26 protein-coding genes are annotated in these 24954 nt (G+C 71.1%); 11 read left to right on the forward strand and 15 right to left on the reverse strand.

Features of this window, described 5'->3' with window-relative positions:
• Positions 1–429: MFS transporter (locus DLJ58_RS18980; protein WP_124858252.1), on the forward strand; the 429-nt coding region annotated here is incomplete at its 5' end.
• 95 nt (positions 430–524) lie between these two features.
• Here the strand turns inward: DLJ58_RS18980 and DLJ58_RS18985 are convergent.
• Together DLJ58_RS18985 and DLJ58_RS18990 are read right to left on the reverse strand one after the other, a co-directional pair.
• Positions 525–1409 carry a S41 family peptidase gene (locus DLJ58_RS18985; protein ID WP_124858254.1) on the reverse strand — a complete coding sequence of 295 codons (885 nt, stop codon included), beginning with the start codon at positions 1407–1409 and terminating at the stop codon, positions 525–527.
• Positions 1410–1466: 57 nt separating this feature from the next.
• Entirely contained in the window at positions 1467–2132 is a 666-nt protein-coding gene (locus DLJ58_RS18990; RefSeq protein WP_124858256.1) for a TetR/AcrR family transcriptional regulator, read from the reverse strand.
• Positions 2133–2233: 101 nt separating this feature from the next.
• Between DLJ58_RS18990 and DLJ58_RS18995 the strand changes: the two genes are divergently transcribed.
• A complete protein-coding gene (locus DLJ58_RS18995; protein ID WP_124858258.1) occupies positions 2234–3148 on the forward strand; it encodes an SDR family NAD(P)-dependent oxidoreductase in 915 nt (304 codons plus the stop codon).
• A 36-nt stretch (positions 3149–3184) separates the two neighbouring features.
• Here the strand turns inward: DLJ58_RS18995 and DLJ58_RS19000 are convergent, their stop codons facing one another.
• The 5 genes from DLJ58_RS19000 to DLJ58_RS19020 all read right to left on the reverse strand — a co-directional run bounded on the left by DLJ58_RS19000 (position 3185) and on the right by DLJ58_RS19020 (position 8994).
• Positions 3185–3814: a VOC family protein gene (locus tag DLJ58_RS19000; protein WP_124858260.1), complete on the reverse strand. Its 630-nt coding sequence runs from the start codon at positions 3812–3814 to the stop codon at positions 3185–3187.
• A 37-nt stretch (positions 3815–3851) separates the two neighbouring features.
• On the reverse strand, positions 3852–4775 hold the full coding sequence (gene bla / locus DLJ58_RS19005; protein WP_124858262.1) for a class A beta-lactamase: 924 nt from the start codon (positions 4773–4775) through the stop codon (positions 3852–3854).
• 22 nt (positions 4776–4797) lie between these two features.
• Positions 4798–7413 carry a rifamycin-inactivating phosphotransferase gene (gene rph, locus DLJ58_RS19010; RefSeq protein ID WP_124858264.1) on the reverse strand — a complete coding sequence of 872 codons (2616 nt, stop codon included), beginning with the start codon at positions 7411–7413 and terminating at the stop codon, positions 4798–4800.
• A gap of 197 nt (positions 7414–7610) precedes the next feature.
• Positions 7611–8312, reverse strand: a complete 702-nt coding sequence (locus DLJ58_RS19015; RefSeq protein ID WP_124858266.1) for a DUF4396 domain-containing protein — start codon at positions 8310–8312, stop codon at positions 7611–7613.
• A 145-nt stretch (positions 8313–8457) separates the two neighbouring features.
• Positions 8458–8994, reverse strand: a complete 537-nt coding sequence (locus DLJ58_RS19020; RefSeq protein ID WP_124858268.1) for a TetR/AcrR family transcriptional regulator — start codon at positions 8992–8994, stop codon at positions 8458–8460.
• A 66-nt stretch (positions 8995–9060) separates the two neighbouring features.
• On the opposite strand from DLJ58_RS19020, the gene DLJ58_RS19025 reads away from it, so the two are divergent.
• The 3 genes from DLJ58_RS19025 to DLJ58_RS19035 all read left to right on the forward strand — a co-directional run bounded on the left by DLJ58_RS19025 (position 9061) and on the right by DLJ58_RS19035 (position 10288).
• Positions 9061–9465 (forward strand): nuclear transport factor 2 family protein, encoded by a 405-nt coding sequence (locus tag DLJ58_RS19025; RefSeq protein ID WP_124858270.1) that lies wholly within the window; start codon positions 9061–9063, stop codon positions 9463–9465.
• Positions 9466–9544: 79 nt separating this feature from the next.
• Positions 9545–9829, forward strand: coding sequence for a hypothetical protein (locus DLJ58_RS19030; RefSeq protein ID WP_124858272.1), 285 nt, complete (start codon positions 9545–9547; stop codon positions 9827–9829).
• Between the two features lie 15 nt (positions 9830–9844).
• A complete protein-coding gene (locus DLJ58_RS19035) occupies positions 9845–10288 on the forward strand; it encodes a DUF5990 family protein (protein ID WP_124858274.1) in 444 nt (147 codons plus the stop codon).
• 13 nt (positions 10289–10301) lie between these two features.
• On the opposite strand, the gene DLJ58_RS19040 is transcribed toward DLJ58_RS19035, so the two are convergent.
• Positions 10302–11393 (reverse strand): winged helix DNA-binding domain-containing protein, encoded by a 1092-nt coding sequence (locus DLJ58_RS19040; RefSeq protein ID WP_124858276.1) that lies wholly within the window; start codon positions 11391–11393, stop codon positions 10302–10304.
• Positions 11394–11402: 9 nt separating this feature from the next.
• Positions 11403–12590: a DUF418 domain-containing protein gene (locus DLJ58_RS19045; protein ID WP_124858278.1), complete on the reverse strand. Its 1188-nt coding sequence runs from the start codon at positions 12588–12590 to the stop codon at positions 11403–11405.
• Between the two features lie 158 nt (positions 12591–12748).
• Between DLJ58_RS19045 and DLJ58_RS19050 the strand changes: the two genes are divergently transcribed.
• From DLJ58_RS19050 to DLJ58_RS19060, 3 genes are all read left to right on the forward strand, one after another.
• Positions 12749–13417: a HEAT repeat domain-containing protein gene (locus DLJ58_RS19050; protein WP_124858280.1), complete on the forward strand. Its 669-nt coding sequence runs from the start codon at positions 12749–12751 to the stop codon at positions 13415–13417.
• Positions 13418–13423: 6 nt separating this feature from the next.
• Positions 13424–14434 carry a HEAT repeat domain-containing protein gene (locus tag DLJ58_RS19055; RefSeq protein ID WP_124858282.1) on the forward strand — a complete coding sequence of 337 codons (1011 nt, stop codon included), beginning with the start codon at positions 13424–13426 and terminating at the stop codon, positions 14432–14434.
• A 109-nt stretch (positions 14435–14543) separates the two neighbouring features.
• The gene (locus DLJ58_RS19060) at positions 14544–15023 is read left to right on the forward strand and encodes a hypothetical protein (protein WP_244219023.1); all 480 of its coding nucleotides are present in this window, start codon (positions 14544–14546) and stop codon (positions 15021–15023) included.
• 78 nt (positions 15024–15101) lie between these two features.
• On the opposite strand, the gene DLJ58_RS19065 is transcribed toward DLJ58_RS19060, so the two are convergent.
• On the reverse strand, positions 15102–16112 hold the full coding sequence (locus DLJ58_RS19065; protein ID WP_124858286.1) for a saccharopine dehydrogenase NADP-binding domain-containing protein: 1011 nt from the start codon (positions 16110–16112) through the stop codon (positions 15102–15104).
• Positions 16113–16205: 93 nt separating this feature from the next.
• Between DLJ58_RS19065 and DLJ58_RS19070 the strand changes: the two genes are divergently transcribed.
• Positions 16206–17159, forward strand: coding sequence for a helix-turn-helix domain-containing protein (locus DLJ58_RS19070; RefSeq protein ID WP_124858288.1), 954 nt, complete (start codon positions 16206–16208; stop codon positions 17157–17159).
• A gap of 8 nt (positions 17160–17167) precedes the next feature.
• Here the strand turns inward: DLJ58_RS19070 and DLJ58_RS19075 are convergent, their stop codons facing one another.
• The 5 genes from DLJ58_RS19075 to DLJ58_RS19095 form a co-directional block, all read right to left on the reverse strand.
• Positions 17168–19219 carry an amylo-alpha-1,6-glucosidase gene (locus DLJ58_RS19075; RefSeq protein WP_124858290.1) on the reverse strand — a complete coding sequence of 684 codons (2052 nt, stop codon included), beginning with the start codon at positions 19217–19219 and terminating at the stop codon, positions 17168–17170.
• Entirely contained in the window at positions 19216–19584 is a 369-nt protein-coding gene (locus DLJ58_RS19080; RefSeq protein ID WP_124858292.1) for an SCP2 sterol-binding domain-containing protein, read from the reverse strand. Before DLJ58_RS19080 ends, DLJ58_RS19075 begins: the two co-directional genes overlap by 4 nt.
• Positions 19585–19665: 81 nt before the next feature.
• Entirely contained in the window at positions 19666–20871 is a 1206-nt protein-coding gene (locus DLJ58_RS19085; RefSeq protein WP_124858294.1) for a WD40/YVTN/BNR-like repeat-containing protein, read from the reverse strand.
• On the reverse strand, positions 20858–21388 hold the full coding sequence (locus DLJ58_RS19090) for an RNA polymerase sigma factor (protein ID WP_386993815.1): 531 nt from the start codon (positions 21386–21388) through the stop codon (positions 20858–20860). Before DLJ58_RS19090 ends, DLJ58_RS19085 begins: the two co-directional genes overlap by 14 nt.
• Before the next feature lie 53 nt (positions 21389–21441).
• Complete coding sequence (locus DLJ58_RS19095; RefSeq protein ID WP_158629609.1) at positions 21442–22452, reverse strand: carboxypeptidase-like regulatory domain-containing protein; 1011 nt, start codon at positions 22450–22452, stop codon at positions 21442–21444.
• 241 nt (positions 22453–22693) lie between these two features.
• Here DLJ58_RS19095 and DLJ58_RS19100 point away from each other — a divergent pair, with 241 nt between their 5' ends.
• Together DLJ58_RS19100 and DLJ58_RS19105 are read left to right on the forward strand one after the other, a co-directional pair.
• The gene (locus DLJ58_RS19100) at positions 22694–23644 is read left to right on the forward strand and encodes an SRPBCC family protein (RefSeq protein WP_124858298.1); all 951 of its coding nucleotides are present in this window, start codon (positions 22694–22696) and stop codon (positions 23642–23644) included.
• A gap of 29 nt (positions 23645–23673) precedes the next feature.
• Positions 23674–24846 carry a zinc-dependent alcohol dehydrogenase gene (locus DLJ58_RS19105; protein WP_124858300.1) on the forward strand — a complete coding sequence of 391 codons (1173 nt, stop codon included), beginning with the start codon at positions 23674–23676 and terminating at the stop codon, positions 24844–24846.
• Positions 24847–24954 lie beyond the last annotated feature (108 nt).

Below are 24954 nucleotides of genomic sequence, written 5' to 3' on the forward strand. Positions count from 1 at the left end.
ATGCTGGGCGCTCGGCTCAGCCCTCGGCTGCTGATGAGCGTCGGGGCGACCACTTTCGCGCTGATCAGCCTGGTCATCTGGAACGGACCGACTGTCACCCGTCAACCCGAGTGGTACATCGGGTTGTTCATCCTGGTCGGCGCGCCTGGCATCGCGTACGCCAGCGGGGCTTTCGCGCAGATCCAACAGAGCGTGCCCGACACCGAGCTGGGCCGGGCCTTCGGCGTCTACTACGCGATCTTCAATGCCGCACAGGGGCTGGGCATGGCGGCTGCCGGCCTGCTCGGCGACGTGCTCAGCGTCGTGCTCGTGCTCAACGTGCAGGCCCTGCTGTACCTGGCTTCCGGTGCGATCGCCTACTTTGGCCTGCGCTCCGTCGGGCAGCAGCGTCACGCCGTGCGACGGCGCGCCACCGTCGACGTCGGGTAGGCCATGCGCGCGGCGGTTCGGCGGCAGGCGCGGTCCACGACCTCAGTCCGGCTGCTGCGTCGGCGGCCTCGCAGCGGCCGCCGACGCAGCCGCGCCTATCCGCCCGAGATGGCCTTGAGTGCCGTGTCGAGTGCCTGGTCCGCCGGGACGGGTACGTCGGGGAGCACTCCGACGCCCTCCCAGTTGGTGCCGGTGACGCTGTTGATGGTCCGGGCGGTCGGCACGGTCACGAGGATGTGTTCGGTGACCGGGTGGCGGGCCGTCGGATGCGCGCCGCCACGCGTCGTCTCACCGACGACGACGGCCCGGCCGTGCGCCTGAAGGGTGTACGCCACGTCCTCGCCCCCGGAGAACGTCACCGCGCTGGTGAGCACGTGCACCGGTCGGTCCGTGTAGCGCGGCGCGGGCAGGTGCGCGGTCGTCCAGAACTGGCGGGTGGCGCCGGTGGACCGCTCGTAGAAGTCGTTGAGGTGCACCTGGTCGTCGCGGAAGAAGTAGCTGCACCACATCGCGGCTCCCTCCGGTGTTCCGCCGGAGCAGGCGCGCAGGTCCAGGATGAGCGCGGTGCTGAGGGCGACCAGTTGCATGGCCGCGCCGATCGCGGCGGCGCCTTCGTCGGCGTACGCGATGCGCCGCACGTCGATGAGCCCGACGTTGCCGTCCAGGTGCTCGACCCGGCGGATCCCCTGGTTCTCCGCCCTGAGCAGCGCGAGGAAGGCGGCCCGACCGCCGTCTTCGTCGGCTGGATCCAGCGACTGCGGCTGGTCCGACCACAGCAGCCGCAGATGCTTGTCCGGGCAGACTTCCTGAAGGTGAGCGGTCACCGTCTCGCAGAGCGCCGGCCCGTCGAGGTTGTCGTACTCGCCTGCCGCGAGGCGGCGCCGGATCGCGGCGTCGATGTCCGCGACCCTCTCAGGAAAGACGTACCCCGCCTCGATCCGGTCCAGGGCCTGCCCGATCATCTGTTCGTTTGAGAGCACGGCGGGCCACGGTAGACCGCAAACAGCCTCATGGCCACCGAGTTTCGCACTGGGGCTTCAGGAGCGCGGCAGCATGCCCACGAGCGAGGTGATGATGGCGAGCCGCAGGGCTGTCCGCAGGTCGACATGGTGGACCGCGAGCGCCGGCTCGGACTCGTAGACGGCGAGCAGGCTCGGCGGCGGTGTGGTGTAGGCGGACAGCGCGCCACCCATGATCAGGGTGTGCAGGCAGAACAGCTCGGCGTTGTCGCCGACCTCGGGCAGGTGCCGCCGGACGAGGTCGGCCATCACTGCCAGCTGGCCCAGTGCTGCCCGCTTGTGCCGGCGGGCCACCTCGACCGAGACGTTGTGTTCGAGTACCCCGCCCTGCGCGCCGAACAGATCGCAGAGCACCGTCTGGGAGGCGAGCGATCGGCTGAGCACGTCGGCCGTCTGCTCCGCCCGTTCCATCGCCGGCCGGCTCAGGTCGACACCGTCGGCCAGCTCCTGCTCCAGCTCGGCCAGCCAGGTCGTCGTCCGGTCGTCCAGCAGGTCGAGCAGGATCGCCTCGCGGGACTCGAAATAGCGCAGCACCGCCGTCTTGGCCAGGCCGACCCGCCGGCTCAGCTCGTTCAGGGTCACCTCGGCCACCGGCATCTCGTCGAGCATCGCCGAGGTCGTCTCCAGGATGGCACGGCGTCGGACCTCACGCTGCTCCTCGCTGCGTGCCCGCTGGAACGTCATGACGCCAATCCTAGCTTAGGTACCGGCGGTCCCTTGACAGCGTACCGGTGGTACCTTACCGTTTCAGGCATAAGTTACCGGCGGTACCTAAGGAGCTTGAGATGAAGTGGACCGAGCAGCAGATCCCGCGCCAGGACGGCCGGGTGGCCGTGGTCACCGGCGCCAACACCGGGCTGGGCTTCGAGACCGCCCGGCGGCTCGCCGAGCGCGGGGCGTCGGTCGTGCTGGCCGTGCGCGACACGGAGAAGGGCAAGGCGGCCGCCGCCCGCATCAACGGCGACGTCTCCGTACGGGAACTGGACCTGACCTCGCTGGAATCGGTGCGCGCCGCCGCGGCCGGCCTGCGCGCCTCCCACCCGCGGATCGACCTTCTGATCGACAACGCTGGCGTCATGTACACCCCGAAGCAGAGCACCCGCGACGGCTTCGAGATGCAGTTCGGCACCAACCACCTGGGGCACTTCGCGCTCACCGGCCTGGTGCTCGACCTGCTGCTGCCCGTGCCCGGCTCGCGAGTGGTCACGGTCAGCAGCGTCGGCCACCGCATCCGCGCCGCCATCCACTTCGACGACCTGCAGTGGGAGCACTCGTACAGCCGGGTCGGCGCCTACGGCCAGTCGAAGCTCGCCAACCTGATGTTCACCTACCAGTTGCAGCGCCGGCTCGCCGCGCACGGCACCACCGTCGCGGTCGCCGCACACCCCGGCGTCTCCAACACCGAACTGATCCGCAACGCCCCGGCGGCCGTCCGCCGACCGATCACCTGGCTCGCCCCGGTGATCACCCAACCCGCGACGGCCGGCGCACTGCCCACCCTGCGGGCCGCCACCGACCCGTCGGTCCTCGGCGGGCAGTACTACGGCCCCGACGGCCTCGGCGAGGCGCGCGGCTACCCGAGGCTGGTCACTTCCAGCCCCGACTCCTACGACGTGAGCCTGCAGCAACGCCTCTGGGCCGTCTCGGAAGACCTCACCGGCGTGCGGTTCCCGGTGGGCGAGGCAGCCGTCGCGGTGTGACCGTGCCGAGGGTGGGCGGGTGGCCTCGAGATTTTGTTAGTCGCGGCCCACCCAGGTAGCGACGCACGCCTCGTTGCCCTCGGCGTCGGCAAGGACCCACCACATGGGCGCGTGCGCGTCGGAGACCAAACGGCCGCCAGCGGCCAGGGCAGCGGCGATGCGAGCCTCTGCCTGATCGTGCGGGACGGCTATGTCAAGGTGCATGCGGCTGCGTTGTGGGCGCTCCTCGTCCATTGGCTGCAACCCGAAGCCCGGGCCGCGGCGTGCCGGGTCGAACAGGTAGTCGTCGCCGATCTGGCGATAGCCGAGCAGCGCTCGCCAGAACGGCAGCACGTCCGCGCTGGCGAGTGCGTCGAGGGTGATGTTGATGAGTTGCACGGCGGTCGGGTCGGCGCGGATGTCCAGCTCCTTGGCGGCGGCCGAGATCCGCCGGGCCAACGTGATGTCGCGCCGAGTCAGGCTCACGGTGACGCCGGTGCCGCGCAGGTCGACGCTGAGGTACTGCTGCTGGGTCTCGTCGGTGAGTCGGCCGATCTCATCGACGAGCGCGATGCCCTTGGCCAGCGAGCCGGTCGGGAAGTGGGCCGAGACCAGGTGGTAGAGGGAGCGCCAGTCCTCGACTCCGTCGGCCGCGTGGAAATGTGCGGCTCTGATCTGCGCAGTCATGGCCGCGAACCTAACATCGGTGGTGTTACGCACGGCTTCACAGCTGGGCGACGACCGCCCGGGTGGCCTGGGCGATGAGCGCGTCGTCGGGGGTGGCGTCCTTCGTGTCGCGGCTGGTCAACACCGCCAGCACGATCGGGGCCCGGTCGGGCGGCCAGATCACCGCTATGTCGTTGCGGGTGCCGTACCCGCCGGTCCCGGTCTTGTCGCCGACCACCCAGCCGGCCGGCACTCCGGCGCGGACCAGCGCCGCGCCGGTGGTGTTGCCCCGCAGCCAGCCGATCAGCACGTCATGGTCCGCCGGTTCCAGGGCAACCCCCACTGTGTACGCCCGGAGGTCGCCGGCCAGGGCCCGCGCCGTGCTGGTGTCCCGTTTGTCGCCCGGTGTTCCCTCGTTCAGCGCGGTCTCGTACCGGGCCACGTCGGTGACCGTGTCGCCCAGCGCGCGCAGCTTCGACTCGAACCCCGCTGGCCCGCCGAGGTGGCGCAGCAGCAGGTTGCCGGCCGTGTTGTCGCTGTAGCGCACGGCGGCGTCGGCGAGGGCGCGCAGGCTCATGCCCTCGCCGACGTGCTTCTCGGTGACGGGGGAGTGCGCCACCAGGTCCCGTGCCGGGTACCGCACCACCCGATCGAGCTGGGCGTCGGTGGTGCCGTCGAGCACCTCGGCGGCAGCCAGGGCCTTCCACGTCGAGGCGTACGCGAACCGCTCGTCGGCGCGGTACTCCACAGTGCGACCGGTGCCCGTGTCGACGGCGTAGATCCCCAGCCGCGCCCCGAACTGCTCCTCCAGCCGGCGGAACTCCTGATCGGCGGCTGGCGACGGTGCGAACGTCACCTCCGGGCTCGGCGTCGTCCGCGACTCGGTGGAGTCGCGGCCGCCGCCGCTGCTGCACCCCGCCAACGACACCACTGTCGCCGCCGCGGCCACCACTGTCGCCAGACGCCGGACCGGGACCGCCATGTCACTCCTCCTGAGGGTGCCGTCAGGGCAGGATCTCGACGTACCCGTCACTGCCGTGCACGCGGATCCGCTGCCCGTTGCGAATCAGCCGGGTGGCGTCGAGCACGCTGACGACAGCCGGCAGGCCATACTCCCTCGCGATCACCGCGCCGTGCGTCATCAACCCGCCCACCTCCGTGACCAGGCCGGCGATGCCGACGAACAGCGGCGTCCAGCTCGGGTCCGTGTGGGCCGTGACAAGGATGTCACCCGCTTCGAGGTCGGCCTGCGCCATGTCCAGGATGACGCGGGCACGTCCCTCGACCGTCCCGGAGGACACCGGCACACCGGCCAGGGCGCCGGCCGGCACGTCGTCGCGTCGGTACGACCCAGTGATCGCCTCGCCGTCGGAGGTCAGCACCCGGGGCGGGGTGAGCGCCTGGTGCGACCGGAAGGCGTCCCGGCGCTGCCGGATCAGCTCGTCGTCCACCCGGTGCGAGCGCACCACCTCGTGGAACTCCTGGAACGTGAGGTAGAAGACGTCTTCGGTCTCGGTGAGCACCCCGGCGCCTACCAGGCGCTCGGCCTCTGCCAGCAGGGCCTGCTTGTAGACGAAGTAGCGGCTGATGATGTCGTACTTCGGGTACTCCCGATAGCCGATGAAGGCCCGCACCCGGTCGATCATCCGCGCGGCCTCGTCGGCCTTCTGCTGCCCGTCCGGCAGCGCCCGCAGGCGCGTCAACACCTCCTGTGCCTGCTGCCGCGCCTTCTGCCGGCCCTGCTCGAAGCGCCGCCGGGCTGCGCCCGGCTCGAAGAGCTTGATGTTGTCCAGCAGCACGGGCACGAGCGTGCCGGGGCGTTCGCTCCACCGCGGCCTGGTGATGTCGATCTCGCCGACGCAGCGCATCCCGTACCGGTCGAGGTACGCCTCGATGGCGGCGCGCGCCTCGGCCCCGCCCGTGACCTTCGGCAGGTCGTCGAGGAAGTCGTCGTGCGCGACGTCCTGGAGGAACGCGACCACCTCCGGATACGGACGGATCACGTCGGCGACGTCGAGCAACGCCAGCCCCATCTCCGACGTGACGTTGCCGGGGGCGGAGAGGGTGAGGGTGTCCGCGGCGTTCTTGTCGCCCAGCCACTCGTGCAGCCGGTCGTTGAGCCACCAGGTGGCCTCCATGCCCGCCATGATCGCCTGCATGTTCAACGGATCACTGAGGACCCGCTTGTGCTCCTGGAACGCCTCATGCAGGAAGTCGAACAGCGCCGTACCGGTCACCGTCGCGATGTTGCGTCGCAGGGCGGCGATGGAGGCCTCGCTCCGCTCGATCAGCTGGGGAACGATGGCCGGGTCGGCCTCGCCCGAGGTGGACGGGCCGCCGGTCGTCGGCCCACCCCGACCGGCCTGGTCCGGCAGCGTCGGAACGAAGTCCCGGCGGTCGAGCAGGGTCTCCAGCGCGTCGCGCATCAGCGGATCGTCGCGCCCCGCCATCTTCAGAAAGCCCGCGCGGCTGGCGGGGGAGGCCAACAGTCGAGTGGCGTCGACGAACAACCTCCCGCCGGCCGCCAGCATCGGGGCCATGGCGGTCAGCTGCCACATGGAGAGCCCCAGCGGCCGCATGGCGTCGGTCATCATCTGCTGGTGACCGACCGAGAGATAGACGTGGTTCTCCTGGTCATCGGCCGCCGGGATCGGGAACAGCGTGGTGATCGGCCGGCTCTGCACGATCTGGAAGTCGTCGTCGACCAGGCACCATTCGATGTCCTGCGGGCGGCCGAAGTGCGCCTCGATCCGTCGCCCGATCCGCACCAGCCGCAGCGCCTGAGCCTGCGTCAGCGCCGGCTGCTCCTGCCGCTGCGGGTCGATGGCCACCTCCCGCGTCCCGCCCTCCGGCAGCGCGGCGACGGCACGCTCTTTCGCGGCGACCGTGCTGGCGACGACCTCACCGTCGCGCACCGTGAAGACGTCCGGGTTCACCAGGCCGGACACCAGGGCCTCGCCGAGGCCGAAGCTGGCGTCCACTGTCGCGACCTTCCGGTTGCCCGTCACCGGGTCCGCCGTGAACAGGATGCCGGAGGCATCCGGGAAAACCATCTGCTGTACGACGACAGCCATCTGCACGGTCCGGTGGTCGATGCCGTTGCGCAGGCGGTAGATGACGGCCCGCTCGGTGAACAGCGACGCCCAGCACCGGCTGACGTGCCGCAGGATCGCCTCCGGCCCCACCACGTTCAGGTACGTGTCCTGCTGCCCGGCGAAGGACGCCGTCGGCGTGTCCTCCGCCGTCGCGCTGGACCGCACGGCGTAGGCGGCCCGCTCGCCGAACCGGGCGAGCGCGCCGGTGATCGCGGCGGCCAGGTCGCCCGGAATCGGTGTCTCCTCGACGCTGCGGCGGATCTCCGCGCTGAGCGTGCTGATCGCCTCCCGGTCGTCCGGGCTCAGGTGCGACAGCTGATCGAGCCGATCGTCGATCGACGGCGTCTGCGCCATGATCCGCCGGAAGGCGGCCGTCGTGACGCAGAACCCCGCCGGCACCCGGATGCCGTCGATCCGGGACAGCGCGCCCAGGTGCGCGGCCTTGCCGCCGACGACCGACACCTGCGTCTCGTCGACCTCTCGAAGATCCAACAGTGGTGCCCGGTCGCTGCGGTCCCCGTCCATCGACAACACACCCACGTCGCGCCCCCGTTACCTCGTTCGTGCTGGTCCGGCCGCCGATTCTGCGTCACGACCGGGGTCTTGCCGCAAGCCCCCAGGTGCGGTATACGTTAGAAGTGGCAGGGAGAGTGATCTCCTTGCCGCTTGTTTTTGTGCCGCTTGTCCTTGCCGGGGCGGCCGAGCCGGCGAGCGGGCCCCGTTCAGTCGTAGGGGAGTCGGCGCGGCTCGATTCTCAGCCCTCGGCCGAGCTGCCAGGAGGCGGTGGGCCAGGCCGCGACGAAGCCGGCTATCAGCCCGAGCTGACCGGCGAACCAGAACGTGGGGCTGTCGGGTCGCAGGTGTGGCTCCGGAAAGACCACGCGATGCGCGAGGGTCAGCCACACGAACAACGCCACCTCGAACATGGTGATGGTCAGCAGCTCGATCCTGCCGACGTTCGACAGCGCGTGCCAGACCTTCCCCAGGCTGCGACCCGGCCCGGCGAAGTACCGGAAGAGAACGGCGATCGTCACCGCCGTCAGATAGTCGCCGGCGTAGCCGACCCACAGCGGGTCCTCGGCCGGGTCGAATCTCACGGCGTACAGGGCGACCTCGGCGACGACGAAGCCGAGAGCACAGTGTGCACCGCAGCGGGACACATGGGTGACGACGATGCCCCGGCGGGGCCGTCGCGGGTGCCCCTCCTGCCGCCGTCGAGAGAACGCCTCGGGCCTGCCCCAGTTCCAGTAGAGGCGGACGGCGGCCGGGCCGATGTAGAGGACGGTCACCAGCCAGACGATCTCCATGACCCGGACCGGCTGACGGTGTCCGCGCAGATAGGTGTCGGCCAGCACGACCGCGAAGCTGACGACGCCGACCGCGAGCGAAGCCCAGGAGAGCGCTACGAGCCAGGTTGGCTGCATCCCCGCCCCTTCCGCCAGCCGGGCGAGTCTTTCATGTCGTACTCGTCCGGATCGGCGGATCGGGCGTTCCCGCGTGCGGGCGCGGACGGATCAACCCTCCCCGGCCTCGCCGCCGGTCCGTCGTGGAGCCTGCCGTCCGCTGCGGTCAGTCGCGCTTCAGGCCGGCGAAGACGACCGTGAGCGTACGGGCTTGCAACTGCTGGTCCCACCCGCCATGCAGCGCGCCCTGGCACAGGCTGGTGAGGAGCGCCATCGTCTCGGGAAGCCGTACCGAGTCGGCGACGGCTCCGGCGGCTCGCGCCTGTTCCAGCAGCCTGCCCACCGCCTCCTCCAGGTGACCTACCGCGTCGGGAAGCCGGATGTCCACCCCGGACCCGGCGAGCAGGTCGACGACGGTCTTCTTCGCGGCGGCCTGCGCCACCAGGTGGGTGAAGAACGTGAAGAGGTCGCGTTTCCCGGCCTCCTCGACGAGTTGCGCGAGCAGTCGCTTCATGATCGCGGCGAGCAGGTCGTCCTTGGTGGGGAAGTGCCGAAAGACCGTACCGATGGCAACGCCGGCCCTCCGAGCAACCTCCTCGGTGGACGCGCGGGTGCCGAACTCGGCGAAGATCGCCTCGGCGGCGTCGAGGATGCGTGCCCGGTTGCGCTGCGCGTCGGCACGCAGCGGCGACCCCTCTATCAAAGTGAGTCTCCACTCATTATTCTCGAACGGTAAGTCGAGTCACGACTCATTATCCAGGAGGACGACGTGACACCAAGCGAGATCTTCGACAGCATGCGCGCCCGGTGGCTCGCGAACCTGCCCACCTACGAGGCCGACTCGCTCGCCGACGACGTGGTGCTTGAGACGCCGTTCGCCGTACCCGGCCGCCCTACCCGTATTGAAGGAAAGCAACGGGTCCTTGAACACACGCAGGCGGGCCGGGCGATGTTCCCGGTCCGGTTCGACGACTGCCGCAACGTGGTGCTGCACGAGACCGCTGATCCCGAGGTGATCGTGGTCGAATACGAACTGGTCGGCACCCACACGGCGACCGGGCTGACCGCCTCGGCGCCGTTCATCGGGGTGCTGCGGAGCCGAGACGGCAAACTTGCCCACTGGCGCGAGTATCAGCACACCCTCGCCATCGCTCAGGCTGTCGGTCAGGCGTAGGTCATCGCGTTCCTGCCGTTCTCCACGTCGCTGCTCGCCGACGCGTTGCGCGGAGCAGGGGCTGCGCGCTTCGGTCGTCGTGTACGGCGGCACACTGTGGACCGCCGCAGCCCTTTTCAACATCGTGTGGGCGCACCTGCGCCGGGCCAAACTGCTGGATCCCGGCCTCGGTCCCGTCGGTACGCGGGCCATCGGCCGCCGGTTCGCGCTCGCGCTGGTCTGGATCGGCTCCGGCATCATTGTCGGCGCGTTCGTGCCGATCGCCGGTGTGGCCATCATTGCCGCGTTCCTGCCCGCCTACTACCTGCCCATCCGCGGCGAGTACGGCGAGAACGACGACACCGCCGAGCAACCGGCCGTCTGAATTAGAGTCGGCGGAATGCGGATCAGGATCGACGGCAGCGATCTCCCAGGTCGGCGTCCCGGCGCGGAGGCCGATGCGTTGCGGCTGGGCAACGTGCACGTCGGGGTTCAACGCAAGGTCGAGGTCGTCGATCAGGTGCCGGCCGACGGGGCAAGCGCCACCTGGTCCTTCGAGGTGTCCAGCCGTGAGATCGATGGAGCACTCGACGTCGGTGGCCCCTGGGTGCATGGCCGCCCCGGGGCGCGGTTTCTCTATCTGAGCTGGGGCGCGGTGACCCAGGACGGCTTCGCGATGTTCCGACGGGCCAAGTTGATGTTCACCGACGTGCCGACCGAGCTGCTGCGCGCCGCCCACGAGGGCAACGGGACGCTGGTCGGCCGGATCGGGTTGACCGATGCTGCCGGTGGGCCGATCTGCGCTCGGCTGCACCCGCCCGCCGTCGCCTGGGCGGTGGAGTGAGTGCAGTCGAAGGCTAGCTGCCGAAGTCGACGCCGTTGAGGGAGACGGAGCGGTACGCGGCGAGGTGTTCGGCCTGCGTGGTGATGGCCTTACGCGTGGCGTCCGACAACCGGTGCCACGGCTGGACGGCGACCGTGAACGTCCTGCCGGACTTTCGGGGACGCCAGGTGCCGACCAACTCGCCGTCGACCAGGACGGCGCCGGGGCGACCCAACACCGGCCACAGCTCCTTGGCGTGGGCGGTGTCCGGCACCAGCGTTGCCCGGTCCTTGGCCTGCAAAAACAAGTCGAACGGGCCGAGCAGTCGGGTGACCCTGCCGTCGGCAGACTCCAGCGCCTCCTCGTCGGCGGCCAGCAGTGAGCGGGCCTCGCGGTCGACCGTCACCTCGATCACATCCTCGGGCCAGTGCGCCTTCACGTCCTTCACCGGGGCGTCGAGGTAGTCGGCGACCTGTTTCGGGGTGGCCGGACCGAGCAGGCGAAGATACGCGCGGATGAGGTCGAAGCGGTCACCCGCGGCGGCTGCCTTCCTGAACCCGGTGATGCGCCGCAGGACCGGGGGTGAGGTGCCGAGCTGCAACTCCAGTCCGGCCCGCACGGCGGCGAGCCGGAACGGCATCTCGTAGAGGTGCGTGGCATCGCACGGACGGCAGAACCGCAGATAGGGCTCGGGCAGCATGGTGGCCAGGCGGCCGGAGATATCGCCCTTGACCGTCGGCGTGCTGACGATGGCACGCATCCGGTCGGCGATCTCGTCCAGGGCCGCGAGAGTGTCGATGCCGGCGGCCTTCAACGGTTTCGCGGCGTCGTAGATGCGCTTGCCCGCGTCGGCCTCGGAGAAGGGTTCGACGGCGGCCGCCACCTTCGCCACGTCGGCCCGGCGGTAGAGGTGGGGAGCGCCCCGTACCGTCCACAGCAGGACCAGATCCGTGTCGGACACGGCGGTCACGTCGACCCCGCGTACCGCCAGCGCCCACCGCGCGCCGTCCGGGCCGGTGTTCTGCACGCCGAGGTCCAGGACGGCGGTGTCGGCGAGGGTGCCCTCGTCCCGGTCGAGCTGCTGGGCCCGGACCCGGAAGTTCATCACCTGGTGCCGATCGACCATGTCAGCACCCTAGTTGGGGCGGCGCTCCCGGTGGGTCCAGGCGCGCAGCGCCCATTCGACGGGGCCGTACCGGAACCGCCGCAGCCACCACGAGCTGACCATCAGCTGCACCGCGAAGATCACCAGTGCGATCAGCAGTGTCTGTGCCGGCGAGGTACGGCCGACCAGACCCCACCCGAGGCCGGTGAAGACGAGCACGCACATGAGCGACTGGGCCAGGTAGTTCGTCAGGGCCATCCGCCCAGCGGGTGCGAACGCGCCCGCGAGGCGCGGCCGCCGCGTGAACAGGCGCAGCAGGGTCGCGGCGTAGGCGGCGGCCAGGAACGGCGCGGTGACGATGCTGACCATCACTCCGGTCAGGTCGGCCGTAGAGCCACCGACCGCGAACACGACGGCGCCGGCCAGACCGATCGGATACCCCACCCGTTCGCACCGGCGCAGCAGATCCTCGTGGGCGGGCACGGTGGCGAGCAGCCGGTGCTTGCCGGCGGCGAGGCCGACGAGGAACGCCGCGAACGCCAGGGGCCCCTGCACGGCCAGACCGCCGATCATCGCCGGCATCGACCGCAGGTGCTCCAGGACGACATCGCCGAGGCCGCCGCCCAGGGCCAGCGTCGAACGCGCACCGGCGCTGACCGCGGCGGCCTCGTCCGGAACCACTGTGGCACCGAGGACCGCGGCGATCCCGACCACGAAGGCGACGCCGCCGATGATGGTCGCCGCCGCGACCAGCGCGGTGCGGGGCTGGATCCGCCGGACCGCGAGCAGCACGAGACCGAGCAGCGCGTACGTGGTGAGGATGTCGCCGTGGAACAGCAGCACCGCGTGCGGTACGCCGAGAACGAACAACCCGCAGAGCCGGCGCAGGAACGCCGGGCGGAACGCCACTCCGCGCCGAGCCGCGGAGTCGAGTTGCAGGGTGAAGCTGTAGCCGAACAGAAAGGCGAACAGCAGGTACGCCTTCATCGCGAACAACAGCTCCACCGCGCCGGCGATCAGCAGGTCGACTGCGCCGTGCGTCGGATCGTCGACCAGGTGGAAGTCGTAGCCGGAGCTGAAGAACGCGATGTTCACCAGCAGGATGAGCAGCAGCGCGCTTCCGCGCAGTGCGTCCACGACGGTGATTCGGGCGAGGGTGTCCCCGGGCGAGGGCTGTGGGTGGCCGTCGCCCGGTCGGTCGAGCCGGGTCACATTCATGATGTCCAGCCTCCGGAGCGTGACCCGCCGCCGTGAAGTGGTTTCGTCACACGGACCGTCGTGACGAAAAGGCACCATCCCTGCGTGAGCAGCAGTGAGGACGGGTTGACCTTGACACAGTGACAAGGTCTTCACTGGGGTGGAAAGGGGTGATTCCGATGACCACGCCAAAACAGGACATGAACGCGATGAGGGTTCTCCGCGGGCTGGAGAACAGCGACTCGTCGGTGCGGCTGCGCGCGGCACTGACGGTCGGCACGGCCCCCGACCCGCAGCTCATCGACACACTCATCGAGCGATGCGCGGTCGAGCCCGAGTTTTCCGTACGCGAGATGCTCACCTGGGCCCTCCTGCGCCACCCACCGGACCTGACCGTTGCGAAGCTCACCGATGAGCTCCACTCGGAGCGTGCGCAGGCCCGAAGTCAGGCGTTGCACACCCTGTCCAAGATCGGGGACCGGCGAGCCTGGCCGGCGATCAGCCGGGCACTGCTGACCGACACCGACGACGAGGTGGCGCGCAGCGCCTGGCGCGCGGCGGTTGTGCTCGTACCCCCCGGTGGGGAGCCCGAGTTGGCCGCGGTGTTGTCGACGCAGCTCGGGCGGGGCGGGCGTGAGATGCAGTTGAGCCTCAGCCGGGCGCTGATCGCGCTCGGCGAGGTGATCATGCCGATCCTGCACGCCGCGATGGCGGATCTCGACCCGCGCGTACGCGCGCACGCGGTCGCCACACAACGGCTGATGCAGGACCCGGATGCAGGGTTCGAGTTCGCGATCGAGGCGGCGAAGCGTGTCGTCGCCCTCGGCCCGACGGGCGAGAAGGGATGACGCCAGGTGTTGATCGGTGAGGTGGCGCGACGGTCCGGGGTCAGCGCGCGCATGCTCAGGCACTACGACGCGCTCGGACTGGTCCGGCCCACCGGTCGCACCGGTTCCGGCTATCGCGAGTACACCAGCGAGGACATCCGACTGATCTTCCACGTCGAGAGCCTGCGGTCGTTGGGCCTGTCGCTCCGTGACGTCCGCCGCGCGCTCGACGATCCCGGCTTCACCCCTGCCGAACTCGTCAACGACCTCATCCGGCGGACGCGACTCCGCATCGCGGACGAGATGGAGTTGCTCACCCGACTCCGTCGGATCGGTGCCGCGGACCCCGCCGACTGGGAGGACGTCCTGCATGTCGTCACACTCCTGCGGGCACTGGGGTCGGACAGCGCGGGCACCCGCCAACGCGCCGCCCTGTCCTCCGTCGGCGAAGGGCCGGTGCCGGTGGAGGCACTTGTCGAGGCGGTGCTGAGTGAATCGGACCCGAACGTCGCCGGAGCCCTGCGCTGGGCGCTGGCGCAGTCCGGCGACGGCGGGCTGGCGCTGCTGGCCGAGGGCCTCGGCTCACCAGATGCCGAGGTACGCGAGCGTGCCGTCCAGTCGGTCGCCGAGATCCCGCACGCCGCCGCGACCGACGTGCTGCGCGACGCCCTCGCCCACCCCGACATCGTGGTCCGCGGGTACGCGGCTCTGGCGCTCGGCGCGCGCGGAGTGGCGGACGCGCTTCCCACCTTGATCGACATGGTTGTCGAGGAAACCAGGGATGCCGACGCTGCCGACGCGTTGAGCCTGCTGGCGGCCGATCCCGCGCTGGCAGACCAGATAGCGGACCGGCTCGTTGCCTGCCTCGGGCAGAGCGGCGTCGTACCGTCTGCACGGCGACGGCTGACCGAGGCGTTGGCGGACATCCCGGGAGGCGCCGCCGTACGTGCGCTCAGCGAGCTGTCGCACGACGAGGACCGCGCCGTCGCATTGACGGCGACCTCCATCCTCGCGCTCCGTGACGCGGCTTCACCATGACCGGACACTGTGGAGCCGCCCAGAGCGTGCGAGACGCCGGGCAAATTGATCGTCATCTGGACATCGGCTATCGTCCGCGTCCGTGAAAGCTTCCCGTCTTGCCTCAGCCATGTTGATCGTTGCCGTTTCGACGGCCCTCGCCGCCTGCGGCGACACCGACAAGGCGACGACCGCCGGATCCACCACGCCCGCTCCCACCTCCGCAGCCCCGTCCGTGGTGGCCACCTCCGCTGCCGCCACTTCGGCCTCTTCACCCGCTGCGGGCGCGGCGACCGACAAGCAGCTCTGCGCGGCGGTGAAGAAGGCCAACGACAAGATGAGGGCCGAGTTGGTGAAGGTCGCCACGACTGGTGACGCGTCTGCGGCGGACTTCAAGAAGATCCTGACTGGGCTGGAGCAGGAGGTGACCACGGTCGCCGCGACCGGCGACGGCAAGCTGGCCGACGCCCTGCGGACGTTCGGCGCCGAGGCGGCCAAGGCCGCGGCCGCGGCGGATCCGGCGACCGCCGCCGACAATCCGGCCTTCGAGAAGGCCGGCAAGGACGTCAGCGCCGCGTGCAAGGCCGCCGGGGTCAATGTGATCCTCTGACCGACGTGATGCGATGACGGACGGCCCCCACGCCTGACCGGGGGCCGTCCGTCGCTCCGGGTGGCCAGATTGTCGGCCTCAGTCGCTGACCGGCTCGACGCGGATGGTCGGCGACAGCGCGCGCAGGAAGTCGGGCGCGTCGAACATCTCGCCGGCGGAGGCGACGCCGCTGGTCCTCGTCCGACCATCGAGGACGCGCCGAACCGCCTCCACGGCCAGGGGCGCGCTGACGGCGTAGATGTCCCGGCCACTGGCCACGACGCGGCGGCGCGCGTCGCCGCGACGCACGATGACGTCGACCGTGAACGTCTGCGCTGACCGGCCCCGCCCGTCGACCGCGACCGGCGCCGCCGCGGCAGCCAGGTCGGTGGTGGCGTCGACGGTCATGTACGTCCGGACCTCGGGAATGACCAGGTGACGGGGGATGGTGACGACGTCGGCCATGGTGAACTCCCCGAGGACGGTGCGCCGGCCCAGCGGCGCGGGGAAGTCCCAGTCAACCCTCGGCAGCTCCCCGCCGGAGTGGTACTCCAACCGGCCTTCGATGTAGCGGACCCGACGGCCGGCGCGGCGCTCGCGGGAGACGACGCCCGCGGCCACCGTCCCGGCCGTCGGGTGCCAGCTGCTCAGTCCGTACGCGACGTGCGCCTCGTCGGCCGACGTCCAGTCGCCCATCGCCGTCGTCGCGAGCAGGTCACCGAGCCCGCCGAAGAAGGCCATCGCCGGGACCACCGCGACACCCGCCGTCCGGGCGCGCTCGGTGAAGTGCGTGAACGTGTCGAGGTTGGCCTCGATCTCGGCCGCCACGTCCACGTACGGGATCCCGGCGCGCAACGCGGCCTCGATCACCCCGGCGGCGGTCGACGCGAACGGGCCGGCGCAGTTGATGACCGCGTCCACGCCGGTCAACGCCACGTCGAGCGAGGCCGGATCGTCGACCGAGGCCACCCGGTAGCCGAGCCCGAACGCCGCCAACTGGCGCGGGTCGCGGCCCACCGGCAGAGCATCGAACCCCTGCTCGCGCAGCTCTGCCATCACGAACCGCCCGGTGTGCCCGTACGCCCCGAACACCGCCACCCGGTAACCCATCGCTGCCCCCTCGAAGATCGACTGGGACCAGCCTCCCGCAGCGGTTGGCGGCCGACCAGTGTCGGGAACGCCAACCCCCGTACAGTTTCGGACATGGCCCTTGTCGCAATCGCCGCCACCGACGGGATGCTGCACTTCGAGCTGGCCCTGGCCTGCGAGGTCTTCGCCCACGACCCCTCCGGCCTGGCCGACCCCTGGTACGACGTGGCGATCTGCGGCCCCGGCCCGGTCCGGGTCGGCCGCTTCCTGGTGGCGCCCGACGACGGGTTGGACCGCCTAGCCCGAGCCGACACCGTGATCGTCCCGTCGGTCGAGGACGTCGACGCGGACGTACCCCCCGACCTGCTCGACGCCGTCCGCGCGGCCCACCGGGCCGGCGCCCGGATGGTCTCCCTGTGCACCGGCGCGTTCGTGCTGGCCGCCGCCGGGGTGCTCGACGGGCTGCGGGCCACCACGCACTGGGCGCACACCGAGGCGCTGACCGCCCGCTATCCCCAAGTACGGGTCGACCCGGACGTGCTCTACGTCGACAACGGCACCGTGCTCGCCTCCGCCGGCAAGGCCGCCGCGATCGACCTGTGCCTGCACCTGATCCGCCGCGACCACGGCTCGACCGTCGCCAACGCCGTCGCCCGCCGCCTGGTCGTGCCACCGCACCGCGCCGGTGGTCAGGCCCAGTACGTCACCACCCCGGTGCCGGCCCGTGACGAACACCCGCTGGCCACCCTGTTCCCGTGGGCCCTGGCCCGCCTGGACCGGCCGCTGACCGTCGAGGACCTGGCCCGGCAGGCGAACATGAGCTCCCGCAACCTGGCCCGCCACTTCCGGTCGGCCACCGGCACCACCCCACTGCTGTGGCTGTCGACGCAGCGCATCCGCCGCGCCCAGGAGCTGCTGGAGCAGACCGACGACAGCATCGACGCCGTCGCCGAGGCGGCCGGCATGGGCACCGCCGCGACGCTGCGCCGACACTTCCACCGCACCGTCGGCGTACCGCCGGACGCGTACCGGCGCACCTTCCGGGCCACCGGGCCAGCCGTCGGCTGACCGTTCCGTCAGCGCTGGTCGGGGCGTTGACGGGCGAACGCGTCGCGCTTACCCCAACGGCCGGGGATGTCCAGGAGCGCGATCCGTCCGAAGGTGGCGGGCAGCGCCGGGTCCACGGCCAGGTGATCATCGTGCGGGTTGATGCCGAGCATGGTGCGGATCAGCAGCATGCAGGCTCCGCTGGACCACGCCTGCGGACTGCCGGCGGTCGGGTACCGGATCGGAAACTTGGTGGTGTCGCGGTCGAACCCGCCGAACGCCTCGGGTAGCCGACCCTCGAAGTAGGTGGCGGCGGAGAGGATGCCCTCGGCGATGCGGGCCGCCTCGTTGCCGAACCCGTAGCGGCGCAGACCCCACGCGATGAACGAGTTGTCGAACGGCCAGACCGTGCCGTTGTGGTAGCCGAGCGGGTTGTAGCGGCGCTGCCCCTCGGCGAACGTCCGCACCCCCCAACCGGAGAAGAGCGCCGGCCCCATCAGGTGCTCGACCACCCGAGGCGCCCGCTCCGGTGGCACGATGCCGCTCCACAACAGGTGCCCGATGTTGGACGACAGGCTGTCCACGGGGGTGCCGTCGTGGTCGAGCGCGAGGGCGTAGAAGCCGCGGTCCTCCAGCCAGAACTCCCGGTTGAACCGCTCGTACAGGGCCGCCGCCTCGCTCTCCAGCCGATCGGCGAAGGCGGGATCCCCCCAGAAGGTACGGGCCAGTCGGGCCCCTCGGATCTTCGCGTCGTAGGCGTACCCCTGGGTTTCGCAGGTGGCCCTCGGGAAGCCCGGCAGCCGGCCGTCGGCGTAGGAGATGCTGTCCCAGGAGTCCTTCCAGCACTGGTTGTCCAGCCCGGTGGCGCGGTTGCGTCGCTGGTACCAGATGTAGCCGGTGGAGTTCAGGTCCGCGTACAGGTCGATCCAGGCCAGGGCCGCGCGGGCCTCGTGCTCCAACTCCGTCACCAGCGCGGTGTCGCCGCTCCACCGTTCGTACTCGTCGAGCAGCACCACGAACAGCGGCGAGGCGTCCACAGTGCCGTAGTAGGGGGAGTGTGGCTGCTCCTCGAACGCGGCCGACTCCCCGTAGCGCAGCTCGTGCAGGATCCGGCCCGGGTCCTCCTCCAACACGTCGTCGGGCCGGACGCCCTGCAACGACGCGAGGATCCGCAGTGTCGGTGGGGTCAGCGACGGGGCGACCGGCAGGGTCTGCAGGCAGGTCAACAGGCTGTCGCGGCCGAACAGGGTCATGAACCAGGGCAGGCCGGCCGCGGGCACGCTGGCCCCGCCGAGCGAGAGCGGGGCGAAGCGCAGCGCCGCCAGGTCCACCAGGCTGCGGTGGTAGACCTGCTGGAGACCCACGCTGTCGGTGTCCAGGGTCGGGGCCGCCGCGACCCAGGCCTGCATGCTCGTGGGCAGGGTGGAGTCGTCCGGCCGGAGGGCCCGCAGGGCGGAGCGCAGGTCGACGCCGTCCGGGCGCAGCGCCAACATGACGGCCTGCAACCGGGTGGACCACTGCTGCCCGGGGCGCAGCCGGACCGCGAAGGCAAGGCCGTCCGGGCCGAACTCCGCGGGCTCGCTGGCCGACACGACGACCTCACGTTGGTAGGTGCCGCGCCGGTAGCCCAGGCGCAACTCGTTCGGGCCGACGTGCGTGTAGTGCGCGCCCCTCTTCTCGCCGATGTCGAACTTGATCTCGAAGATGTCGGCGAAGTCGGCGGCCACCTCCAGACGCACGTCGAGCGTCATGTCCTGCTCGCCGTAATTGAAGATCGTCAGCGACTCCGTGAGGTCCGGGCCGATGCGCCTGCGCCGAATGGCCGACACGTCGGCCTCCACGTAGTCCACCGCCGCGCCCGGCACCACGAAGAACGTCACCTCGAAGTACTGGCTGTCGTCCACCGACAACGCGGTCATGCACTCGCCGTTGACGGTCAGCCTCCAGCGGGACAGGAAGCGCGTGTCAGCGGCGAAGAGGCCGACCGGGGTGCTCGGGGACGACTCCACGTCGCCGCTGCTGTCGGACACCATGAAGGTGTTCCCGTCGATGCACGCCACGGTGCCCGCGATGTCCCTCATCGGTCACGTCCCACTGTCGGATCCTCGCGCTGAAGCTGCCCGGGCTCTCGCGGAAACAGCCGCCCGATGCGCAACGCCAGGGCGAGATCACCGTCGACCATGATCTCGCCCCGGGTGATCGCCGCCAGCCCGTTCACCTCGCCCCGCGCCATCGCCTCGGCGAGCGGCGCGGACACCTTGATCACGGTGGTGGCGGGGGCACCGCTTCGGGTCACCCGCATCCGGCCATGATCGATTTCGAGCAGCCACTGCTCCAGGTTGCCGTCGTCGCGGATGTCGAATCGCACGCTGCCACAGACCTTGCTGAACCGTGGATCCTGGCCAGCGACCGTCAACCGCTCGAAGAAGGCGCTGGTCTCCGACATCCCACCTCCCCGGCCGCTGGTAAGAGCGGATGCCGGCTACCCGCTGTCGCGCACTCCTAACGCCGGGTGGTTCCCCCTTGTTCAGGGTGCGAGCGAGAAGCGGGTCCAGGTGGTGGCGTCCGTGGTGACGAGGACGTGGTCCGGCTCGCCCGTCGACCCGTCGTCACGCCCGAAGAGCCAGGCGTAGCCCGGCGCGACACTGACCGCGCCGACGAGCCGGCCGTACTCCCGGGCGACAGTGAAGGTCCGCCCGTCGTCCCGGCTGACCAGCAGCCGCGCGCGGCGGTCGGCTTCGGTGCCCCCACCGGCAGTGATCGCCAGCAGGGACCGGTCCGACCCCACCGTGAGGTCGTAGTGCACGTGCGTCGGCAGTTCGGCACCGGTGTCCGTCCAGGTCTTCGCGCCGTCGGTGGTCCGCAGCAGCCGCATCCCGCCACCCGCCGTCGACGGTTCGGTCAGCACGTACCCTTCCCGGTCGTCGATCCCCACCGCCGTGATCACGCCCCCACCGTCGCCCACCTCCCAGGTGGTCCAGGTCGCGCCTCGGTCGGCGCTGCGCGCGACGGTCGACCCCTGGCCGACACCCGTCCGGTACGTGGCCCAGATGCTGCCGTCCGCTGCCGGGTAGAGGCTGAACAGCGGAAGCAACGTGGGCGGAGTGGTCAGGCGGTACACCGTTCCGCTCGACGGGTCCACCGCCAGCGGCTCCGACACCGGCGCGCAGCCGAATCCGCAGGAGACCGGTCGGGCCGCCGCCGGGAAGGTGGGCACGGCGACGATCGCCGAATCCGCGACCCGCCAGGTGCGGCCGTAGTCGGTGGAGAGGTGGGCCAGGCCATAGTCGGTGACCAGGTAGGACCGCTCACCGAGCACGGAGAAGCCAACGGCGCTGCTCGGCGTCCCGGCGGCGGTGTCGGCCGCACATCGGGTGCCCTCGAAGCGCGCTGCGTCCCAGTCCGACCAGGTGCGGCCGTCGTCGCCGGTGTACGCGAAGCGCACGACGCAGCCGTCCTGCCGCACATCGACCCCGGAGTCGGGCCCGGTCAGCGTGAACTGGCTGAACTGTGCACCTGACGGTGTCGGCGGGTCGGCCGGCGCGGCCCGGTCCGGCTCGGCCACCAGCGGTACGACCGTCAGCCCGGCCAGTACGAACAGTGCGGTCGTCACCATCGCGACCGACCGGCGCCGACGGGATCGGGCGGTGGTTCGCAGCTCGTCGAGGGGCGGCTGCGACACGGCCTCGGTGACCGTGTCGACGTCGAACCCGGAGAACTCACGACCGGACATCGATCCTCCCGGTTTCCGTAGCGTCGGTGTCGGCGAGCAGCGCCGCCAGGGCGACCCTGCCCCGCGACAACCGGGACTTCACCGTCCCGGACGACACGCCCAGCGTCGCGGCGACCTCGTCCACCGGCAGGTCGACGAGGTAGTGCAGGGCCAGTGCATCTCGCTGCCCCTCGGGCAGCACGCGCAGCGCGGCGAGCAGGGCGAGGTGCTCCGGGGAGTGGTCGGCGACGGCCGGCGGCGGACCGATGCGGCGCAGCAGCCCGTCGAGCATCCGACGGCGGCGGTACCGGCTGCGGGCCCAGTTCACCGCGACCCGACGCAACCAGGCCTCCGGGTTCTCCAGCCCGGCGAACCGCCCTGGCGCCATCAGCGCCCGGGTGAACGCCTCCTGGACCGCCTCCTGCGCCTCGGTCAGGTCGCCGGTCACCGCGTACAGCTGGACGACCAGGCGTCGGAAACAGCTGGCGTAGAGCTCGGAGATCGGATCGCCGTCGGACACCGTCACCCCCTTCTTCACCACTCCCACCAACGGGCCCGGAAGAAGGTTGCGACGGCCGGCCAGAATCCGGGTCAGTCGAGGTTGAAGTCCACCACGACCGGCGCCCGTCGGACCCGCACGACAGTCGCGGCGTCGAAGCCGGCGGCGTCGCGGTGCCAGACCGGCGGGGCGTACGCGCAGTCGCAGCGCAGCTTCACCCGCTGCCCGGGCAGAAGGCGCAGGGCGTAACCGCTGCCCACGTCGGCGACGCCGGCCAGGTCCCCGGTGGCCGTGTCGAACGCGATCACCTGGGCGTAGGTGGCCAGCTCGTCGACCACTACCGCTCCGCCCAGCGGCGTCCCGGCGGGCAGCGCCTGGTTCAGGGTCGCCGTCTGGTGCGCGCGGACCCGCACCGGCCGTGCCTGCTGCCGACCGCCCACCCCACCGGACCACACGGTCGCCAGCCCGGCGGCGGCGAACTGCACGGGCCAGTGGTACGGCCCGAGGCCGCTGATCGTGTAGCGGCCGTCCTCGTCGGTGGTCGGGCCGTGGTCGTCGTACTTGGGATGCGGCACGTACGGCACGACCATGACCCGGGCGCGGTTGACCGGTGCGCCGGTCGCCGCATCGGTCACCACTCCGACGACGGTGCCCGGCGGGTCGAGCCGGACGGTCGGCGCGTCGGTCACCGTGCCGGCCCGGACCTGGACCACCTGTGCCCGCTCACGGTCGCCGGTGCCGCCGTGCCGGCCCACCCACTGCCAGCCGTGCGTCGTCGTGTCGTAGGGGCGCACCAGCAGCCGGTACCTCCCCGGGGCGACGTCTCCGCTCACCAGCACGCCCAGCTCGTCAGCGCAGCCCCCGTACCGGCCGAGTTGGTCCTCGCCGAGGGTGACGGCCGCCAACGCCGCAGCGTCCACCGGGACCAGCGCGGCGCAGGCCCGGGGGACCGGCGCGCCGCTCGTCGCGTCGCGCACGACGGTGCGGACGCCGCCGGGCGCGGACGACCCGGGGGTACGCGCGGCGGCCGGCGCGGCGGCCTCCCCGACGAGCAGTGCGGCGGCGATGGCGACGGTCAGGTGGCGCAGCAGAGCACGGCTCACGGGGATGTCCTTCCAGCGGCGCGGCAGGTTGAGCCGAACGTAACGGTGTTCAGGTGATCCAAATCGGTCAATGTCGCGATGTCGACCGTTGCCGCAGGCGTTCCCGCCCACACCGCCCGGATCGGACGTTCTGCCTCGAACCCGGCGCGCGCGGCACCTGTTCGACATAGCGTCACGGGGCGGGGACCACCGCCGCTCCCGCCGGCGGACCGGCGGCGACGCCCACCGGAAGGGATCGGACATGAGTAGTGTCGACACCGTGCTCCTGTCGGAGCTGGACGGGCCGGTGCCGGCGACGCTGCCGAGCGCGCTCGGCCTGCTGAGCCTGGCCCTGGGAGTGGGCGCGCTGATCGCACCCGGACCCGTCGCGCGACTGACCGGGGTGGACGACTCCCCGGCCGCGCGGTCCGTGCTTCCGGCCATCGGCCTACGAGAGTTGGGCAGCGCCGCCGGCCTGCTCAGCGGCCGCCGCCCGGCCGGCTGGGCCTGGAGCCGGGTGGCCGGAGACGCCATGGACCTCACCCTGCTCGGGCGGGCCCTCGCCGACCGCAGCGGTGATCGCCGCCGCCGGGTCGCGCTGACCACCCTCGCCATCGCCGGCATCACCGCCGTCGACGTGCTCGCCGCCGTGCGCGTCGGGCGGGCTCGACGGGCCCGCGCCCGGGTGATCCGGATGCAGATCGCGGTGACGGTGAACCGGTCGCCCGCCGAGGCGTACCGGTTCTGGCGGGACATGGAGAACCTGCCCCGGTTCATGGCGCACCTGGAGTCCGTCCGCGCCGACGACCTGCGCCGCTCGCACTGGATCGCCCGTGGCCCCGCCGGGCACCGCGTCGAGTGGGACGCCGAGATCATCGACGACCAGCCGAACAAGTCGATCACCTGGCGGTCTCTGCCCGGGACCCGGGTGCCCAACGCCGGCCGGGTCCGGTTCGTGCCCGCGCCCGGTGACCGGGGGACCGAGGTGCGGGTGGAGCTGCGCTACGCGCCGCCGGCCGGTGCGCTCGGCCGAGCGGTGGCGAAGCTCTTCGGCGAGGAACCCGAGCAGCAGGTCCGCGACGACCTGCGCCGGTTCAAGCAGGTGCTGGAGACCGGTGAGGTCGTCCGTTCCGAGGGCAGCCCCAACGGCATCTCCGTACGCCAACAGGCCATGCAGCGACCCGCCCAGCCGCTGCCGTCGTCCCGCCGCTGACCGCCCGAGCTCTCCGAAAGGCACCGAGAATGAAGGCCACCGCCTGGATGGGCACCGACAGCGTCAAGGTCATCGACGTACCCGACCCGAAGATCATGAACGCCCGGGACGCGATCGTGCGGATCAGCACCACCGCGATCTGCGGCTCCGACCTGCACCTCTACCACGGCTACATCCCCGCTATGCGCAAGGGCGACATCCTCGGCCACGAGTTCATGGGCGAGGTGGTGGAGGTGGGCCCACAGGTCCGCAACCTCGCCCCGGGCGACCGGGTGGTGGTGCCCTTCCCGATCGCCTGCGGGCACTGCTCGTCCTGCCAACGCGGCCTCTACTCGGTCTGCGAGAACTCCAACCCGAACGCCGGCATCGCCGAGAAGATCATGGGGCACTCGCCGGCCGGCATCTTCGGCTACTCGCACCTGCTCGGCGGCTACGCCGGCGGCCAGGCCGAGTACGCCCGGGTGCCGTTCGCCGACGTCGGCCCGGTCAAGGTGCCCGACGAGATCAGCGACGACCAGGCGGTCATGCTGGCCGACGTGTTCCCGACCGGCTACATGGGCGCCGAGATGTGCGACATCAAACCCGGGCAGGTGATCGCCGTCTGGGGCGCCGGGCCGGTCGGCCTGCTCGCCGCGGCCAGCGCCCGGCTGCTCGGCGCGGAGCGGGTGATCGTCATCGACCGGTTCCCGTACCGGCTGCGGCTGGCCGAGGAGCACATCGACGCCGAGACGATCAACTACGAGGAAGCCGACGTGCTGGACACCCTCAACGAGATGACCGCCGGCCGAGGCCCCGACGCGTGCATCGACGCGGTGGGCCTGGAGGGCCACCACGGCAACGCCGCCATGTACGCGTACGACCGGGCCAAGCAGGCCGCGCGAGTCGAGACGGAGCGGCCGTTCGCGCTGCGACAGGCGATCCTCGCCTGCCGCTCCGGCGGGGTGGTCTCGGTCGTCGGCGCGTACGGCGGCTTCGTCGACAAGTTCCCGATGGGCGCGTTCATGAACCGCTCGCTGATCATGCGGACCGGTCAGTGCCACGTCCAGCGCTACACCCGGCCGCTACTGGAGCGCATCCAGCGCGGCGAGATCGACCCGAGCTTCATCGTCAGCCACCGGATGCCGCTGCGTGACGCTTCGAAGGGCTACAAGATCTTCCAGAAGAAGCAGGACGACTGTACGAAGGTGCTGCTCAAGGTCTGACCGGCGGCCAGGTCTGCCGGCGGGGGAGTTCTTCGCGCGCTGCCTTTGGAGCTGATGTCGCAAACGATTCAGCCCGCCTGCGAGCACACGGCGCCGAACCCAGCCCTG

The sequence above is a fragment of the Micromonospora arida genome (assembly GCF_003857035.1).
GTDB classification, from domain to species: Bacteria; Actinomycetota; Actinomycetes; order Mycobacteriales; family Micromonosporaceae; genus Micromonospora; species Micromonospora arida.